The 17,140-nt window shown below is 64.8% G+C and carries 15 protein-coding genes; 5 read left to right on the plus strand and 10 right to left on the minus strand.

The window, feature by feature from the left end; genetic code table 11:
* Nucleotides 1-1,196 (minus strand): flagellin N-terminal helical domain-containing protein (locus tag UP10_RS38730; protein WP_050044035.1); only part of this gene is annotated, 1,196 nt, incomplete at its 3' end.
* Between the two features lie 365 nt (nucleotides 1,197-1,561).
* Between UP10_RS38730 and flbT the strand changes: the two genes are divergently transcribed.
* Nucleotides 1,562-1,993 carry a flagellar biosynthesis repressor FlbT gene (gene flbT, locus UP10_RS38735; protein WP_044539669.1) on the plus strand — a complete coding sequence of 144 codons (432 nt, stop codon included), beginning with the start codon at nucleotides 1,562-1,564 and terminating at the stop codon, nucleotides 1,991-1,993.
* A 74-nt stretch (nucleotides 1,994-2,067) separates the two neighbouring features.
* Here flbT and UP10_RS38740 read toward each other — a convergent pair whose 3' ends face one another.
* From UP10_RS38740 to UP10_RS38760, 5 genes are all read right to left on the minus strand, one after another.
* Nucleotides 2,068-3,948 carry a flagellin family protein gene (locus tag UP10_RS38740; protein WP_044592435.1) on the minus strand — a complete coding sequence of 627 codons (1,881 nt, stop codon included), beginning with the start codon at nucleotides 3,946-3,948 and terminating at the stop codon, nucleotides 2,068-2,070.
* A 7-nt stretch (nucleotides 3,949-3,955) separates the two neighbouring features.
* A complete protein-coding gene (gene flgK, locus UP10_RS38745) occupies nucleotides 3,956-5,839 on the minus strand; it encodes a flagellar hook-associated protein FlgK (protein ID WP_044592436.1) in 1,884 nt (627 codons plus the stop codon).
* 48 nt (nucleotides 5,840-5,887) lie between these two features.
* On the minus strand, nucleotides 5,888-7,696 hold the full coding sequence (locus UP10_RS38750) for a flagellar hook-basal body complex protein (RefSeq protein ID WP_044592437.1): 1,809 nt from the start codon (nucleotides 7,694-7,696) through the stop codon (nucleotides 5,888-5,890).
* 183 nt (nucleotides 7,697-7,879) lie between these two features.
* The gene (gene msrB, locus UP10_RS38755; RefSeq protein ID WP_044592438.1) at nucleotides 7,880-8,380 is read right to left on the minus strand and encodes a peptide-methionine (R)-S-oxide reductase MsrB; all 501 of its coding nucleotides are present in this window, start codon (nucleotides 8,378-8,380) and stop codon (nucleotides 7,880-7,882) included.
* Nucleotides 8,381-8,442: 62 nt separating this feature from the next.
* Nucleotides 8,443-9,930: an NAD(P)/FAD-dependent oxidoreductase gene (locus tag UP10_RS38760; protein ID WP_044592439.1), complete on the minus strand. Its 1,488-nt coding sequence runs from the start codon at nucleotides 9,928-9,930 to the stop codon at nucleotides 8,443-8,445.
* A gap of 95 nt (nucleotides 9,931-10,025) precedes the next feature.
* Between UP10_RS38760 and UP10_RS38765 the strand changes: the two genes are divergently transcribed.
* Both UP10_RS38765 and UP10_RS38770 read left to right on the plus strand, forming a co-directional pair.
* Nucleotides 10,026-10,568 carry a SixA phosphatase family protein gene (locus UP10_RS38765; RefSeq protein WP_044592440.1) on the plus strand — a complete coding sequence of 181 codons (543 nt, stop codon included), beginning with the start codon at nucleotides 10,026-10,028 and terminating at the stop codon, nucleotides 10,566-10,568.
* A gap of 142 nt (nucleotides 10,569-10,710) precedes the next feature.
* Nucleotides 10,711-11,136, plus strand: coding sequence for a universal stress protein (locus tag UP10_RS38770; protein WP_044539676.1), 426 nt, complete (start codon nucleotides 10,711-10,713; stop codon nucleotides 11,134-11,136).
* A gap of 26 nt (nucleotides 11,137-11,162) precedes the next feature.
* Here the strand turns inward: UP10_RS38770 and UP10_RS38775 are convergent, their stop codons facing one another.
* Nucleotides 11,163-11,336 (minus strand): DUF1127 domain-containing protein, encoded by a 174-nt coding sequence (locus UP10_RS38775; protein ID WP_245322176.1) that lies wholly within the window; start codon nucleotides 11,334-11,336, stop codon nucleotides 11,163-11,165.
* A gap of 246 nt (nucleotides 11,337-11,582) precedes the next feature.
* Here UP10_RS38775 and UP10_RS38780 point away from each other — a divergent pair, with 246 nt between their 5' ends.
* Nucleotides 11,583-12,926 (plus strand): aminotransferase-like domain-containing protein, encoded by a 1,344-nt coding sequence (locus tag UP10_RS38780; protein WP_044592442.1) that lies wholly within the window; start codon nucleotides 11,583-11,585, stop codon nucleotides 12,924-12,926.
* Between the two features lie 6 nt (nucleotides 12,927-12,932).
* Here the strand turns inward: UP10_RS38780 and UP10_RS38785 are convergent, their stop codons facing one another.
* Together UP10_RS38785 and UP10_RS38790 are read right to left on the minus strand one after the other, a co-directional pair.
* Nucleotides 12,933-13,526: a YdcF family protein gene (locus UP10_RS38785; RefSeq protein WP_044592443.1), complete on the minus strand. Its 594-nt coding sequence runs from the start codon at nucleotides 13,524-13,526 to the stop codon at nucleotides 12,933-12,935.
* A gap of 63 nt (nucleotides 13,527-13,589) precedes the next feature.
* Nucleotides 13,590-14,222 carry a hypothetical protein gene (locus UP10_RS38790; RefSeq protein ID WP_245322177.1) on the minus strand — a complete coding sequence of 211 codons (633 nt, stop codon included), beginning with the start codon at nucleotides 14,220-14,222 and terminating at the stop codon, nucleotides 13,590-13,592.
* A gap of 67 nt (nucleotides 14,223-14,289) precedes the next feature.
* On the opposite strand from UP10_RS38790, the gene UP10_RS38795 reads away from it, so the two are divergent.
* Nucleotides 14,290-14,724, plus strand: a complete 435-nt coding sequence (locus UP10_RS38795; protein WP_044592445.1) for a hypothetical protein — start codon at nucleotides 14,290-14,292, stop codon at nucleotides 14,722-14,724.
* A gap of 7 nt (nucleotides 14,725-14,731) precedes the next feature.
* Here UP10_RS38795 and UP10_RS38800 read toward each other — a convergent pair whose 3' ends face one another.
* Entirely contained in the window at nucleotides 14,732-17,134 is a 2,403-nt protein-coding gene (locus UP10_RS38800; protein ID WP_044592446.1) for a bifunctional diguanylate cyclase/phosphodiesterase, read from the minus strand.
* Nucleotides 17,135-17,140 lie beyond the last annotated feature (6 nt).

The raw sequence follows: 17,140 nt of genomic DNA on the forward strand, positions 1-17,140 counted from the left end.
TTGGCCAGAGCCAGCGCGGACACCGCGATCGACTGGCGGGTCGACAGCGCCTGGCTGTTGGCCGCTTCCTCGTTGGTGTCGGCCAGCGTCAGGTTGGACGAGCCGGTCTGCAACACGTTGATCAGGTTCTTGTTGAAGTCCTGGCGGATCTGCACGACCGAGAGGTTCGAACCGAGCGACGACGCTTCCGAGCGGAGCGTGTCGGAGGCCGAGCCGAGCTTGGCAACGATGGCGTTTGCCGAGGTGCTGTCCAGGAAATCGGTGCCAGCCGTCAGCGAACCGAGACCAAGGCCGCCGGCGTTAAAGGTCACACCCGAGATGTTGAGGGTGGACTTGCCGGTTTCATTGAACGTCAGCTTCAGATTGTCGCCGTTCAACAGGTTGACGCCGTTGAAGGACGAATCCTGGGCGGTCGTCGTAATCTGCTGGATGATGACGTTGTACTGGCTGACGAGGTTGGCGCGGGTCGCCTGCGAGGTCGGATCGGAAACGGCGGCATTGACCGTGCCGACCGTTGCAGTGGTGGTGCCCGCAATGTCGACGCCTTCACCGGTCGGGGCGGTGCCCGTCTTGGTGATGGTCTGGCTGGCGGCATCGTTGGTCGAGGTGAAGGTCAGCGTATCGGCGGTCGCGGAGAGCGACGCGGAGACGGCAACGCCGTTCGAAGCCAGCACGCTGTTGAGCTGATCGAGCGTCTGGACGGTCGCGGTGCCCGCACCGGTCGAGAAGCTCGAACCGACCGTGACCGCGAGCGAGCCGGTGGCGGTCTTGAAGGTGATGACCGAACCGCCGAGCTTGCCGGCATTGAGGTCGGTGGCCACCGTGGTGCCGGTGCCGGCGCCAGTACCGGTGACGTCGACATTGGCCTTGGTCGAGTAGCCGACCGGGCTCTGCAGCACCTGGCTGGCGATCGACTTCGCGGTATCGACCAGCTTCTGCAGCGAGGTGATGCCGGTGTTGGCGGCCTGCAGGATCTGCACGCCGTTGCCGATGCCATCAAGCAAATTGTTGATGTCGCTGGCGCGGTTGTCGAGCGATTGCGCGGTGAAATAGTTGGTCGGATTATCGAGGGCCGAGTTGACCTTCTTGCCGGTGGCAAGGCGGTTCTGCGTGGTCGAGAGCAGATCGGCGGTGGACTGGAGGGAGAGCAGGTTCTGACGAACGGACGCGGAGAGAACGAGATCGGACATTTTCATACCTTTCTGGTGTGAAACTGAGAGAACAAACCGCTCCAATCCTTTCTGATCGGGCGGGTAAGCCGATCCTCGGGACAAGCCGCGAAAGAAAAAGGAATCTCTACAGCGGTATTTAAGACAAATGCCGAAGATTAAAATTGGCGCGATCGGGCGAAGTCCACCCCGAAAGCCACTGAGACAACTGCCAATTCCTGCCTCGCCTCGATATCCGATCGAAGTCTTTATTTACCAATCATTAACCATCATGGGAAAGGATCACTGCCACATCGGCCCGCAGCCGCAATGGCGGCTGCTAATCAGAGCCGACGTCAAATTCGATTTGCTGCAACGACGTCCTGCGCAGCCGGCAGCAACGGAGAACGGTCATGGCCTTGAAGGTCGAGCTCAAGCCCAACGAGCGCATCATCGTCGGTAATTGCGTGATCACCAACACCGATCAGCGCGCCCGCCTCCTGATCGACGGTGATCGCATCCCGATTCTGCGCGAAAAGGACATCCTGACGCCCGAGACCGCCGACACGCCGGCGAAGCTGGTCTATCTCGCGGTCCAGCTAATGTATCTGTCGCCGGACCCGATGGCGCACCACCCGACCTATTTCAGCCTGGTGCGCGACATTCTCACCGCAACGCCCAGCGCCTGGCCGTTCATCGAAGGCATCAACAACTGCATCCTCAACGGCGATCTCTATCACGCCCTGAAGGAATCGAAGAAGCTGATCGGTCACGAAGAGAAGCTGCTCGAAAGCGCGCGGAGCCTGCAGGCCGCCGATCAGGACGAACCCCGCAGGAGCGCGTAAGCATTCCTGCACGAACGACAAAAAGGCCTCCGCAGGGAGGCCTTTTCGCTGTTCGGATGTTCGAGCTCGCGCGATCAGCTGATCGGCAAATATTTCAGCAGCGTCGTCTGGTACAGCATCGACGTGGTCTGGTACGACGCCTGCAGGCTGGTCTGCAACGCCAGGATCTTGGTCGCAACCTCGTCCTGGTTGACGCCCTCGATCGAGTCCAGCATCGTCTGCGCCATCCCCTTGAGCTGGGTCTGACGGTCCGTCGCCGACTTGATCGACGTCTGGGCTCCCGCGAACTGCGCCTGCACGTCCTGGATCTGTTGCTGGCCGTTCTGCGGCGCGAGATTCGCCGAAACCCGCTGCGCCAGCGCCGTCACCTGCGCGCCTGCGTTCGGATTGCTGGCGTTGGTCGTGACCGCCGCATACACCGCGACGTTCTGCAGCAGCTGGCGGAACGCCTGCTCGTTGGCGCGCGCGCCGTACTGCACCGAGATCGACTGGTCAACCTGCGCGACCGCGGTGCCGCGCGCGGAATCCGTGCCGTTCTCGCCGGTATACCAGGATACGGTGTTATCAGGTGTCCCGGCCACCAGGCTCGTCGCAGTGTTGAACGGCGGACCGCCGACGCGCAGCGGCGCCGGCGTCGCCGTCGTGTTGTTGGCGATGCCGAGCGACGCGAGCGCCGCCTGATTGGAGCTCGAGATCGACAGGTTCCCGCTATCGGCGCCGTGCAGCGTGACCGCGCCGTTGCTGATGGTCGACGAATTACTGGTCCCGGTGATCTGGTCGATCTTCGCCATCAGCGTCTGAACGCTGTCGGTGATGTTGAGCTGATTGCCCGTCGCGCCCGAAGCCACGAAGGTGATCGGCGTGCCGTTCACCGTGATGGTGTCGCCGGCTGCGAAGCTCGTCGCCAGCGAGTTCGTGCCCGCCGCGCCCGACAGCTGCGTCGCGCCGGAGATCGGCGCCGCCGGCGCGTTCTGGTTGTTGACCGCGGAGCCGGAAATCGTCGCCACCGGGTTGAAGAAATTGTTGGATGCCGCAATCGCGGATGCGGCGACCAGCGAGGTGTCGCTCAACGTCTGGATCGACGATTTCAGCGTCGCCTGAAGGTTCGTCGTCGTGGCAGCGGTGTTGGCGCCGATCAGAAACGAAGCCGATGGCGGCGGATTGGTCGTGGTCGCGGTCAGTTCGATCGCTTCCGTCGTGCCGTCGGGCAGCGTGAAGTTGAACTTGACCTTGTCGCCATTATCAGGATTGACGGAGCCAAGATCGACCGAGGCGGCCTTCGGCGTGCCGGTCGGCTGCGTCACGGTGGCGCCGGTCAACGACGACTGCACCGAAAGGAGCTTCAGGCCGAACGCCGAGCCATCCTCGGCAACACTCGTCACCGTCGTCGTCGCCGGCGGCGACGAGACGGTCAGGTGGCCCATATTGTTGACACCCTGGTCGGCCTGCTTGCGCTCATTGATCAGCTGAGTGAGACCGGCCTGCGTCGCGGTGCCATTGAGCATGGTGTCGGCGGAAACCGTGGCCGGCGTGTCGGTGGCGCGGCCGGAGAACAGGTAACGGTCACCCGACTGACTGTTCAGCATCGCAACCGCGTTGGCGAACGCGGCCTGGGCCGTGATCTGGCCCGACGTCTGGCCGTTGTTGTTGAGCGTCAGCGTGGCCGTCGTCGATGCGTTCTTCACCTGGGCGCCACTATCGGACAATCCCTGCAGCGCCAGATTGGCGACGCTCAGCCGCGTGTTGACGTTGGTCGCGGTGTCGGAAAAGGCGCTGATGCTGCTGAGCTGGGCACGCAGGCTGAGCGCGAAACCGCGGTCCAGCCCCTGCCCGGCATAGGTCGTCGACACCTTGCCGGACGCAAGCTGCGTCGTCAGGTCGTTGAGCTGGCTCCGCAGGTTCAGGATCGTGGAGCCGATATAGGAGGTCCTGTCGCTAACGCCGCTGATCGCCATTCAACCCTCACATAACCTGCAGCAACGTGTCGTACATCTGCTTGATCGACGACATGACGCGCGCGTTGGCAGAATAGGCATTCTGCAGCGCAAGGAGATGCGCCATCTCATCGTCGATATTGACGCCGGAGGTCGCGCTCACCTTGCTTTGCAACGTGTTGAGCACGACGTCCTGTCCGTCGGCCAGCTGCTTGGCGGCCGTTGCCGCCTCGCCCTGCTGGCTGATGACCTGCTTTGCGAAATTCAGGAGCGTGCCGGTGAACGGCGCACTGGTGGTGCCGAGGCCGGTCTGCGGCGAATAGCTGTAGGTCCCGGTCGACAGCTGCGACAGCATGAGGTTGGCGCGCGTGGTATCGCCGGCCGGGGTCTGCGGATTGGTCGAGAACACGACGGTGCGCGAGGGATCCCCGAGCAGCGCGGTGTTGACGCTGATGCGGGCGGCGAGTCCGGTCATCTGCGAGCCGTTTGCGGTGATCGCTCCGGTGTAGAGCCCGCCATTGTCGGTGAATAGCGGAAGCTGCGGATCGCCCGATGTCAGCGATGACACCGTTGATGTGACGGACGCCGCCGTCACGTCGGAACGGTTAGCGGCGCCGTCGTCGAGCACACGCAGCGTCGATCCCGACGGGTTGGAGAATTGCAGCCCCGCGGTCGTGCCCAGCGCGCCGTTGAGCTGCGACAGCACCGAGCTCATGCCACCGGAGAAGTCGATTCCGAGCACTTCGTCGTTCGGATCGACGGTCGCGGTGTTGCTCAGCGGCAGCACGCTCGGATCGTCGACACGAACGAGCGACAGATTGTGCGTCACGCCGGTCGTGTTGTCCTTGTAGCTGACATGGACGACGTTTCCGCTCTGCAGCCCCGAGAGATCGAGATCGAAGCCGGATTGCGGCGCCAACGACGCCGGCGCTGCGGTCCCTGCGGTGGTCTTGTCCGACAGCGCGCTCGCCATCGATGCGGCGAGCTGGTCGACCTGGGTCTGCGCCTTGACCAGGGTATTGTCGCGCAGCTCGAGATAGGCTGCGATCTTGCCGGAGCGGATCGAGTTGGTCGACACTAGGTCGTAGCTGCCGCCATGCGGGAAATTGATGGTGATGGTGCCGACGTTGCTCTTGGTCGGGTCGGAATTGTACAGCGTGTTCGGCGTCACCGTGCCTTGCGCGTTAAAGCTGAGCTGCGCCGCCTCGGTGCCGACCAGTTGCACGCCGGAATTGGTGAACACGGTCACCTGGTTCTGGTCATTGGTGACGGTGCGGATGTCCATCAATTGCGAGAGCTGCGTGACGTACTGGTCGCGCTGATCCAGCAAGGCCGCGGTCGACGCATCGGTCTGGCCGCTGGACTGCAGCTGCTTGTTGATGGTGGCGATCTGCGTCAACGCGTTGTTAGCGCTGCTGACCGAATCGCTGATGCCGGCCTCGGCGTTGGCACGCAGGCTCTGGATGCCTTGCGAAGTCGCGTTGAGCTGCTGCGCCATGGACTGCGCGGCGTTGACGACGCCGATGCGCGCCGACTGCGAGTCGGGGCTGGTCGACAGGCCCTGGACCGCGGTCAGGAACTTGTTGTAGGCATCCTCGATCGTGCCGGTGGAATCGGGATTGCCATACACACCCTGCAAATTGGCCAGATAGGTCGAGCGGACGTCGGCATAGGATGCACCCGACGTCTCGGTGCGAAGCTGGGACTGCAGATACTGGTCAAGCTGGCGGTTGACGCCGTTGAGGAGAACGCTCGACCCGTAGTCGCCGGTCGTGCCTGCGACCTGGTTCAGCGTCTTCTTGACGTAGCCGGGCGTCTCCGAGTTGGCGACGTTCGACGACACGAGCGAAAGCGAGGCCTGCGTGGCGCGCAGGCCCGACATCGCCGTGGAAAGGGCTTGGCTCAAACCCATGACTTGCTACTCGCCTCTACTTTCGTGCCGCATGCGTGACGGTCCGGATCAGCGCATGACGTTCAGGAGATCCTGAACCATCGAGTTGGTGGTGGTGATGACCTTGGTGTTCGCCGAATAGGCCTGCTGCGTGACGATCAGCTTGGTGAACTCGTCGGCGATGTCGGTGTTGGACGATTCGAGCGAGGAGCCGACGATGGTGCCGGCGTTGCCGAACAGCGCTCCGCCGGACTCGTCGGTTGCCTCGAACGCGCCGCCGTCGATACGTTTCAGGAAGTTGGTGCCGTTGAAGGTCGCAACCGAGATCTCGGCGAGATCGATGTTGCGGCCGTTGGTGTAGGTGCCGACGATGCGGCCGTTAGTCGAAACGCTGACCGACTGGAGCTGACCGGCGGGGAAGCCGTCCTGCTGGATCTGGTTGACCTGGACGTTGCCGTTTGCGTCGGCGAACTGGGTCACGCCGCCAGTACCGAAATTGATCGCCGGGCTGCCGAGCGACACGCCGTTGACGGTGGCGTTGTTGAGCGTCACCGAGGCGATCGTCGGCGACATCTGGCCGCTCGCCGAGAAGGTGAAGTTCACGTTGGCGTTCTGCCAGGCGACCTGGGTGCCGGTGGCATTGGGATTGACCTGGTAGAACAGGTTCCAGGTATCGGTATGTCCGGCGCCGAGCGAGGTGCTGTCAGTCTTGGCCCAGCGCATCTGCAGGTTCACGGGCGCGCCCGACACGTCATAGGCCGTAACCGCGCCGCCCGAGAGGCTCTCGTCGAGGAAGGTCGAGTTGTCGTTACCGACCACCTGGCCGGTACCGACGGTGCCGCCACCGCCGCGGGCAGCAGTCGCGGTGCCGCCGGTGAAGCCGAGTGCTGCGAATGCGGTCGAGTTCGAGCTGGTGACCGAGAGGTCGGCTGTCGTGCCCGTGTGCAGCGTGATCGAGCCGCCCGCGATCGTCGACGGGATCGACGTGCCGGTGATCGAATCGATCTTGCTCAGCAAGGTCGAAATATTGTCAGTGACGTTGAGTTGGTTGCCGGTCGCACCCGAGGCCACGAAGGTGAGGACCGTGCCGTCGACCGTGATCGTGTCGCCCGCGATGAAGTTGGCGCTGATCGAGTTGGTGCCCGCAGTGCCCGACAACGCCGTGGTCCCGGAGTTCGCCACCGACGGAGACGCCTTGTTGCTCTGGGTGGTGCCGGATGTCGAGGAATCCGTGTAGGGCGCAGCCGGCGTACCCAGCACCAATGGATTATGTCCGGAGCTGAACGAACCCGGCTGGATCAATTCGGACCCCGGAACCGACGTGTCGTGCTTGGTCGTCAGCGGGTAGGACGCGAGGTTGGCACGATAGTCCACCTTGGTGGTCTTCTGCGCCGGCAGGAAGTCGTTCTGAAATTTCAGCACCTGCGGCGAAGAGCCCGCCGGGTTGCCGGTGGTCGGGTCGATCGGCACGCCTTCCAGATAATAGCCGGCTCCGTTGACGAGATAGCCGTCCTTGTTGAGCTGGAAGTCGCCGCGGCGGGTGTAGCGGTCGACGCCGTCGAACACCGGCGAGCCGTCGGTGAAGCTGCCGGGCTTCTGCACCGCGAAGAAGCCGTTGCCGTTGATCGCCATGAACGTCGCGACCGAGGCGGACTGCACGTCTCCCTGCACCGAGTTGGTGGAGCGGGACTGCGCGGTGACGCCGCCGGCGACCTGCGCCGTCAGCGCGGTCTGCGGAACGAGGTCGAGGAAGGAGGTGTCGATGCGTTTGAACGCCGTGGTCTGCGAATTGGCGATGTTGCCTGAGATGTTTTCGAGTGCATACGACTCTGCGCGCAAGCCGCCGACAGAGGTCGTAAGAGCGCCGAAGATACCCATGACATGTTCTCCACTTCGATTCCCGGCCGCTCTCGATCAGAGAATTGGCCGCACCGGCGGAGCATGTCGCAATTGCCGTGCCAGGAAACAAAATGTAACAACATCATGCGCTTGAAAAAAAAGCCCCGGCCGCGAGGCCAGGGCACAATTGCCGAGCCGGCAACAATTGCCGGGAAAACGACGTCAGGTGGCCGATGCTGCGGCCGGACGAAACACCAGCGCGAAGCCGTCCATGCAGTAACGCAATCCGGTCGGTTTCGGACCATCGTCGAAGACATGACCGAGATGACCGCCGCAGCGGCGGCAATGAATTTCGGTGCGCGCCATGCCGAACGTGCGGTCTTCGGTCTTGCCGACCGCGTTCTCCAGCGGCTGATAGAAGCTCGGCCAGCCGGTGCCGCTCTCATATTTGGTCTCGGACGAGAACAGCGGCAGGTCGCAGCCGGCACAGGCGAAGATGCCCTTGCGATGTTCCTTGAGCAGCGGGCTCGACCCCGGCCGTTCGGTGCCCTCCTTGCGCAGGATCTCATATTGCTGCGGCGTCAGCTGCGCGCGCCATTCGGCGTCGGTCTTTTCGACCTCGAATTTCTCGGCAGCCTGCGCCGGTGTGGCGCGCAGCCAGCGGAAGGCGGCCAGGCCGAGCAGGCTGGCGACGGAAGCGAGCAGGATACGGCGATCGATCATCAATCTTCTCCGATGCGGACGACCCATGGTTCGCCATCAAATACGGCCGCCCCCGGGAGAAGTTACATCGGCCCGCCGGGGATTCCCTCACTTTCTTGCGAGGCCACAGGATCTGGCTCGGCCCCCTCCTGCGCCGCGGGCGGCGGCGCAGGGCGCACGGCACCTGGCGGCGGGTGACGGGGCGCTGGGCCCCGGGTTCCCGCCTTGAAATTGGCCTCGGCCAGCCGCGCCTCACGGACCCGCTCCTTCGCACGCGCACCCTCGCGGTGGCGGGCCAGCATGCCTGCGGCGGACGAGGCCCCCCTCGCCCACAGGCCGATGACATGGCCGGCGACGCGGCCGGTGGTGCCGCCGGCCCAGACCAGCTCAAACGGCGAAAACAGCCGCCAGCGGTCGTCGCCCCAGAGGATGCTGCGCGCGATCAACTGCCCCGCCATCGCCGAGGTGTTGAGCCCCTGCCGGCCGAAGCCACTCGCCACCCACAGGCCCCTGCGCAGCTGGCCGATCTGCGGCATGCCATGCACGGTCACGCCGACCGCCCCGCCGAACACGTCCGCGATCGGCACCTTGCCGAGTTGCGGAAACACCGTTGCGATCCGGCGCCGCACCGCCGCGCCAAAGCGCCCCGGTCGCGCTTCCCAGGTGGTCTCCGGGCTCGACCATAACAGGCGATCGCCGTCGACAAGGCGGAAATGGTCGATGCCGTCGCTGTCGGTCACCGAGCCATGAAAGGAGATGATTTCCGCCAGCCGCTCCCCGAGCGGCTCAGTCAGTGCCGCGTAGCGCCACACCGGCAGCAACGTCTCCGACAACCGCTTCAGCGGCGCCCCCAGATGGACATTGCCCGCGAGCACGATGTGCGAGGCACGCAGCCGCGCCGACGGCGTCACGATGCGTTTGCGGATGCCCGAAAAGTCGATGCTGACGACCGGGGTGTCCTCGAATATCCGGGCGCCCATCCGCGTCGCCAGCGCTGCAAGGCCATGGACATATTTACGGCCATCGAGCTGGAACGCCTTCGGATAATGAATGCCGTGGAAATAGCGGCCGGTGCCGAGCACGCTGCGCACCCGGTCGACCTGCCAGCCTTCGACCTCGGTCGCGAAATCCTCGGCAAGCGTCTGCAGCCGGCGGATCAATGTCTCGCCGGCATCGACATTGGATACTTCCAGCGCGCCTTCGCTAGTGGCGATGCCCGGGATCAGGTCCTCGGTCGCGGTGGCGCGGACATAGTCGACGCCCTCCTTGGCCAGCGCCCAGAGCTCGCGGGCATCGTCGAGGCCGACGCGCTCGATCAGGTCCGAAACCGGCACGCCGAAGCCGGGCATCACCGTGCCGAGATTATGGCCGGAGGCGTTCCAGCCGACGTGGCGGCCCTCGAGTACGGCAACGCTCGCGCCAAGCCGTGCCGCCTCGCGCGCCACCGTCAGCCCGGCCACCCCCGCTCCGACCACGCAGATGTCGACGTCGAGGTCGAACGCCAGCCGGTTGCGGAACGGCGAGGCCGCGTCACCAGGGCCGTCCGCCGCACTTGTGGAAGTCTCGGTCATGGCGTTTTCTTACGAACCGCTGCGGCGCTTGTCACCTTGTCCAGGACATGAGCCTGTAGAATTAATTCGACCTGAACGAATCGAGATGGAAGTCTATGCGCCGTTTGCTGCTGCTGCGTCATGCCAAGACCGAGACCGACGCGCCTTCGGGGCAGGATCAGGACCGCCGCCTCGACGAGCGCGGCCGGCACGACGCCGCCGAGATCGGCGGCTGGATCCGCCGCCATTCGCCCCTTCCCGACCTGGTCCTGGTGTCGCCGGCCGTCCGCGCGGCACAGACCTGGGAGATCGCGCACGAGGCGATGAAAGACGGCGCGCCGCAGCCGAACGTCGAATTCCTGCCGGAACTCTACGGCGCCGATCCGACGCAGCTGCTGACCACGATCCGGATGGCCTCGGCCACCGATCCGAAGCGGCTGATGCTGGTCGGCCATAATCCGGGCCTGCACGAACTCGCGCTGACGCTGACCGGCAGCGGCGACGAGACCGCGAAGCGGGCGCTCAGCGACAATCTGCCGACCTCGGGGCTCGCAATCTTTGATTTCGCGACCGACGACTGGAATGAGGTGTCGTTCCGCCGCGGCAAACTGGTCCTGTTCGTCAGCCCTAAGCTGTTGAAGCAATCCTCAAGCGACTGACGCCGGCGGACAGCGCCGCTCCGCCGTGCTATATTGCCTCTGCGCGAGAGGGGACCCGTTCGCGTCATCACAAAAAAGAGGGCACACGTCCGGCGCAATCCGGGCGACACGGCTCCAGACCAAACGCGGACAGGAGGCGCAGATGTACAAATCCATTCTCGTGCCGATCGACCTCGCCGATACCGATCTGGCGAAGCCTGCGATCGCAACCGCTGCGACGCTGTCGCAGACCTGGCACGGCTCGGTCCGCCTGCTCAATGTGCTGCCGATGACGCCGGTGATGCTCGCCGAATATGTACCGGCGGATTTCGACAGCCAGCAGCGCGAAACGTCGGAAGAGGCGCTGACGATCGTGGCGCGCGAATCCGGCATCGAGGCGGCGCGCATCTCGGGCGTGGTCCGCCAGGGCGGCATCTATCACGAGATTCTCGAAGAGGCGGCCGCGATGAAGGCCGACCTGATCGTGATGACCTCGCACCGCCCGGCGATGCGCACCTATTTCCTCGGCTCGAATGCCGGCCACGTCGTGCGCTACGCCAAATGCTCGGTGCTGGTGGTGCGGCACTAGGGTTTCCAGCGCCACACCTTCTTGGCTCAGCGAAGCCGCACGAGCTCGAGCTGATCGATGGTGCCGGCGACGGCGCTCTCGATATGGCAGCGCGAGATCCCGATATCGTGCAGCGCACGGTCATCGAGCTGGCGCAGGGTCTTGATCGCCTCGCGGCGCACCCAATAGGTCGCCAGCGCATCGCCCGAATCTCGGAGCAATCGGATCAATCCACCCAACATACTGGACCGCGTGGACGGCGTGGCGTCTGAATATATCGTCGTCATAGTCATCTCCTTCAGTGCCCATGCGGCAAAGCTGTGCCGTTGACGCAAGCGCTTCTCGCGCCTGTGCCGTCACTGACCTCGGATTGCTTGCGCACTCCTCAGTGCAATCTCGGGCTTGTTCTCTCTTAAATGGTCCGGTACATTACTCGGAGCAAGTAAAACATTGCTCTCGGTGCAATAATGTCGAGGTTCGAGTATCTGAAGCTGGCGGACGTGGTGGCCGCCGAGATCGCCAGCGGCGCGCTGAAGGCCGGGGACCGCCTGCCGCCGCAGCGCCATTTCGCCTATGAGCGCAAGATCGCGGTCTCGACCGCGAGCCGGGTCTATACCGAGCTGTTGCGGCGCGGACTCGTGGTTGGCGAGGTCGGCCGCGGCACCTTCGTATCCGGCGAGGCGCGGCGCGGCGTCGCAGCCCCGCCCGAGCCGCGCGGCGCCCGCATCGACCTCGAATTCAACTATCCGCTGCTGCCGCACCAGGCGACCATGATCGCCAAGAGCCTCGCGGGGCTCGAACGGCCCGAGGTGCTCGAGGTCGCGCTGCGACCGGCCACCAGCTACGGCACGCGGGCGGCGCGAACGATTTCCGCGGAGTTTCTCGCACGCAGGAGCTGGGCGCCGAATCCCGACCAGATCGTCTTCACCGCCAACGGGCGGCAATGCATCGCCACCGCACTCGCCGCTGTCGTGCCGCCCGGCGGACGCTGCGGCGTGGAGGCGCTGACCTATCCCTTCGTGAAGGGCATTGCCGCACGGCTCGGCATCGCACTGGTGCCCCTCGCGATGGATGAACACGGCGTGCGACCCGACGCGGTGCAGAAGGCGCACCGTGAGGCGCATCTGTCCGCGCTCTACATCCAGCCCACGATCCAGAACCCGCTCAGCATCACCATGCCGGCCGAGCGCCGCGCCGAGCTCTTGCGTACGGTGGAGAAGCTCGGCCTCGTCATCATCGAGGACGGCGTCTACGGCTTCCTCGACGACGAGGTGCCACTGGCCGCACTGGCACCCGACAGCTGCATCGTGCTCGACAGCCTCTCGAAGAAAGTGGCGCCTGGACTCGCGCTCGGCTTCATCGTCTCGCCACCGCGGCTGCGCGAGAACATCATGGCAGCGGTACGATCGGGCGGCTGGACGGCGTCGGGCTACGCTTTCGCCGCGGGTCAGAGGTTGATGTCCGATGGCACGGCGGCCGAATTATCACGGCTGAAGCGGATCGATGCCGGTCGCCGCCAGCAGATAGCGGCGAAGCATCTGACTGGTTTCGAGATTCAGACCAATGCCAAATCCTACCATCTGTGGCTGACCTTGCCGCCGCACTGGCGCTCTCAGACTCTGGTCGCAGCCGCGGCACGCCGCGACATCGCGCTGACGCCGTCGACGACCTTCGCGGTCACGCCCGGGCACGCGCCCAATGCCGTGCGGCTCGCGCTCGCCGCGCCCCCGATGGAGCAACTTGAACTCGGCTTGCGGACGCTGGCTGGAATGTTGAGCGCGACCGAGGAAGATTTCGATTCGACCGAGTAGCCCTCCTCAGCCGACCGGCCATTCCGCAATAAAGCCCTTCGCCTTGTACGGCTCGATCTTGTCCCATTCGATCAGCACGCGGCGGCGGAATTCGGGATCGGTGTGCCAGAGCGCGCGCGGCGTCGCAAAACTGTCGACCGTCACCAGCATCTTCTCGACCTCCGGCCAGTGCCGTTGCAGCGTCATCGGATAGCGCCGCGCGGTCCAGCTATTGCCAAGGCAGATCACGCTCCTGATCGCGTTGCGACCAAGCGCTGCGTCGATCACCGGCAGCGAGAAGATCACGTTCTCGCCGGTATTTTGCGCGCGATACTCTTCGAGGATCCGTTCGGCCGGAATGCCGCGCGCGACCATCGCAGCCTTGATGATCTCGCATTCGGAGCTGATATCACCTGGTGTCACGCCGCCGCTCACGATCGCCCAATGCACAAGACCATCGCGCCAGAGCCGAACCGCGGCGTCGACCCGCTCGGCGACATCCACGCGAGTCCCGAACACGAACAGCAGATCGGCAGGCCGCAACGGGGTCTGGATCAGGTGCCGCGCGTTGATCGCGGCAATCTCGTCATCAGACGGCATCCGCAGACTTCGATCCTCCACGCCACTGCTCCCCGGTCACGGCATCGCGTGCCGACGATGCCGCGTGGGGGCGCGCGCACGAAGTCACGTTTCATTGCGCTTGATTGCGGCGGCCTGTGGCAGCAGCGCATCGGGCAGATGATCGAAGCTGTAACGTCGCGGCCGATTGCGCGTGACGAAGCCGCCGACCTGCCAGGTAAACAGCAACGCAAAGCCGACCAGGAACAGCGCGCCCGTCCATTCGGACGTCAGGAGCGCACGCAGCAACAGCCCCGTCATTGAGACAGCGAGGGCCGCCAGCAGCGCCAGCGCCGCGGTATAGGTCTTCGGCCCGAGGCCCCCGGTCAGCACGGCCGTGCTGTCAGCCGCCTGCATGCGGCGATGCAGCTCGATGATGAAGTCGCGATAGAGTTGCCCCTGCGGCGCCATCAAGGTCGCGGTCTGCCAGGTGGTCGAAAGGACCGCGATGCGACCGCCCCTCGCGTTGTCGATGTCGGCACGAAATCGCTGCTGCTGCATCGACACCGGGCGATAGGACAGTTTCACGGTCGAGATGCCGGCGTAGTCCCAGACGCCCGATCGGCCCGCGATCCGCCATGACAACCCGGCATCGCTCAGTTCGAACTGATGCGCCGACCCGATCAAGGAGGCCTTGTAGGCATAGCGGACCGGCGGGCCCTCGCCTGCGTCCGGCTGATGCGGCAATGGTGTTGGCAATGTCGCGTTCCACCGATAAAAATGCGCACGCTTGCGCGGCAGGTCGCGCTCATCCTACAAGCGACACATGCCCGAGACGACCCATTTTCCACGCTACCTCATCCTCGGCGGCGCGATGATTTCAGGCGTGCTGCTGGCGCTTGCCGTGCACATGCTCGGGGCGCGTTACGGGCTCGATCTCGGCGGCCTGTGGCGATCCGATACGCACGAATTCATGCCCGCGGGTGCTGCGATTGCGTGGTGGCTGATCGCCACCGTCGGGTTTTCGGGCGGGTACTTTACCGCCAATCTGATGCACAGCGCGGTGTCCGGCCAGATTCCGCCGCGGATGCGATATTTCCTGGTCGTTCTCGGGGTGCTGATCCTGGCCGGTGCCGGTCAGGCCGCGGCAGCGCCCAGCGCGATCTCGACCGTTTCCGCGGTGCTCGCCGGCCTTGCTGCGCTGTGCCTCGGCGCGGTGATGGCGTTCTGCGGCGCTTATTTCGCCCTGCGCGCGGGTTAACCGCCGCTCAGGCCACCGACCGTTCGGGAGCCCTTTGCAGCATCCTGGCGACGTCGGCGGCCGGCCGGGGCCGGCTGAACAGGAAGCCCTGCGCCTGGATGCAACCCTCCCGGCGCAGCAGATCGAACTGGGCGTCGGTCTCGACGCCCTCCGCCGTGATCACGATTCCCAGGCTCTTGCCGAGACCGGTGACCGCGCGCACGATCGCCATCGACTCCTCGCGCGTCGCCAGATCGGTGACGAAGGAACGGTCGATCTTGATCTTGTCGAACGGGAAGCTGCGCAGATAGCTCAGCGAAGAATAGCCTGTGCCGAAGTCGTCGAGCGAGATCCGGACGCCGAAGCCGCGCAGCTCGTGCAGCACGGCAAGCGTCGCCTCGCTGTTCTGCAGCAGCACCGATTCGGTAATCTCGAGTTCGAGGCGATCCGCCGACAGGCCGGACGCCTGCAGTGCCGCCTTCACCGACGCCACCAGGTTCGGATTCTTGAACTGCACCGGGGACAGATTGACGGCGACCGCGATATCCCCCGGCCAGCCTGCGGCATGCGCGCAGGCCTTGCGCAGCACGATGTCGCCGAGCGGAACGATGAGCCCGGTTTCCTCCGCGACAGGGATGAAATTGTTCGGGGCGATCAAGCCACGCAGCGAATGATTCCAGCGTGCCAGTGCCTCGAATGCGACCACCCGGTCGCCGGCGATGTCGCGGATCGGCTGGTAATAGACCTCGATCTCGTCGCGCGGCAGCGCAAGGCGCAAGTCGCGCTCGAGCATGCGGCGTGCCTGCGCGCGCGCGTCCATGCCGGTCTCGAAGAACCGGTAGGTGCCGCGACCGTCGGCTTTGGCGCGGTACAGCGCGAGATCGGCCTTTTGCAGCAGTTCGTCGGGATCCGTGCCGTCCTCGGGCGCAAGCGAGACTCCGATGCTCACCCCGATCACGAGCTGATGGCCGCCGACGTCGTAGGGAGCGGCGATTTTCTCGACGACGCGGCCCGCAAGCATGGACACGACCGAAGGTTCGGAATTGCTGCAGAACTGTACGATGGCGAATTCGTCGCCACCGAGCCGCGCCACAGTGTCGTGCTCGGTCAAGCATTCGCCGAGCCGGCGCGCGACTTCCCGGAGCAGCGCGTCGCCGATCGGATGTCCCAGCGTATCGTTGATTTCCTTGAAATGGTCGAGATCGAGGCAGAGCACCGCGAGCTGGTCGGCGCGCTTGGCGCGCCTCAGCGACTTCTCGAGCTGCTCACGGAACAGCGTGCGGTTCGGCAAATTGGTCAGCGCATCGTGGCGCGCCATGTGCGAGATCTGCTGCTGGGCCTGCTGCCATTCGGTGATGTCCTCGAAGGTCGCGACCCATCCTCCGCCCTTCATCGGCTGGTCGACGACACGGATCGAGCGTCCCTGGCGGTCGACGATCCTCGTCGCGGTGTTGCCCGCCCTGGCCTCGGCAATCAGGCCGGCGCAGAACTCGTCCGGATCGCCGTCCCACTCGCCGATCGAGCGGAGGTCCTGCAGGACATCGATCAGCAGGCGTCCGTGTAGCGGCAGGCGGCTGCGGCCCATCATCTCGCCGTAGCGCTCGTTGAACAGCATGATGCGGCCGTCGGCATCGAACATGCACAGCCCCTGCGACATGTTCTCAAGCGCGGTATCCAGCACCACCTTCTGCTTGTGAATCTCGCTCTTGGCGCGGCGGTCCAGGATCGTCGCGATCAGCGCAATGCCGAGAATGGCGAACGCCGCAACGGCCGTCATGAACGACAGCACCAGCGGCGAGATCGTCAATGCGTCTGAGACGATCGTCGGATCGGGCACCAGCGTGATCGCGCCCATCCCCGTGAAATGATGGGAGACGATCGCAAGCGTCAGCAGGCCGGCGGCCGCCACCGTGCGGCCCACGCTGTCGCCGCTGACGGCAACCAGAAGCGCGATTGCGCCAAACAGGCTGCCAAACACGATCGAGGTCGCGACAATGCCGGGCGACCAAACGATCCGCGCGGGCAATTGAAGTCCAGACATGCCGGTGTAATGCATCGCCGCGACGCCGATGCCGACGATTGCACCGCCGACTGCAATGGTCGACCAGCGCTGGTCGAGGCAGGCAACGGCAAGGCCAACGGCCAGGATCGTCACCGCAACGACCAGTGAGAGCACGGTGATGGGGATGCTGTAGCCGGCGCCAATCCCGGGCTCATAGGCCAGCATGGCGATGAAGTGGGTGGCCCAGATACCGCATCCCCCGACCACGGCGTCAAGGGCGATCCAGATCTCCCGGGAGCGCCCCTTCGCGGCACGGGCGCGGTGAAACAGGCTTATCGTGACCGCGCTGGCCAGCGTGCAAATCGCCCCGCCAAGGACGACCAGCCGCCAATCATGCTCCAGGGTGAGACAGGTCAGAACGCGATACATATAGGC

This window comes from Bradyrhizobium sp. LTSPM299, from assembly GCF_000938235.1.
GTDB lineage: Bacteria > Pseudomonadota > Alphaproteobacteria > Rhizobiales > Xanthobacteraceae > Bradyrhizobium.

Bases quoted from the DNA above. Each gene is read 5' to 3' on its own strand.
- flbT (WP_044539669.1), top strand. From the start codon at position 1,562: ATGGCCTTGAAGGTCGAGCTCAAGCCCAACGAGCGCATCATCGTCGGT.
- UP10_RS38740 (WP_044592435.1), bottom strand. From the start codon at position 3,948: ATGGCGATCAGCGGCGTTAGCGACAGGACCTCCTATATCGGCTCCACG.
- flgK (WP_044592436.1), bottom strand. From the start codon at position 5,839: ATGGGTTTGAGCCAAGCCCTTTCCACGGCGATGTCGGGCCTGCGCGCC.
- UP10_RS38750 (WP_044592437.1), bottom strand. From the start codon at position 7,696: ATGGGTATCTTCGGCGCTCTTACGACCTCTGTCGGCGGCTTGCGCGCA.
- msrB (WP_044592438.1), bottom strand. From the start codon at position 8,380: ATGATCGATCGCCGTATCCTGCTCGCTTCCGTCGCCAGCCTGCTCGGC.
- UP10_RS38760 (WP_044592439.1), bottom strand. From the start codon at position 9,930: ATGACCGAGACTTCCACAAGTGCGGCGGACGGCCCTGGTGACGCGGCC.
- UP10_RS38765 (WP_044592440.1), top strand. From the start codon at position 10,026: ATGCGCCGTTTGCTGCTGCTGCGTCATGCCAAGACCGAGACCGACGCG.
- UP10_RS38770 (WP_044539676.1), top strand. From the start codon at position 10,711: ATGTACAAATCCATTCTCGTGCCGATCGACCTCGCCGATACCGATCTG.
- UP10_RS38780 (WP_044592442.1), top strand. From the start codon at position 11,583: ATGTCGAGGTTCGAGTATCTGAAGCTGGCGGACGTGGTGGCCGCCGAG.
- UP10_RS38795 (WP_044592445.1), top strand. From the start codon at position 14,290: ATGCCCGAGACGACCCATTTTCCACGCTACCTCATCCTCGGCGGCGCG.
- UP10_RS38800 (WP_044592446.1), bottom strand. From the start codon at position 17,134: ATGTATCGCGTTCTGACCTGTCTCACCCTGGAGCATGATTGGCGGCTG.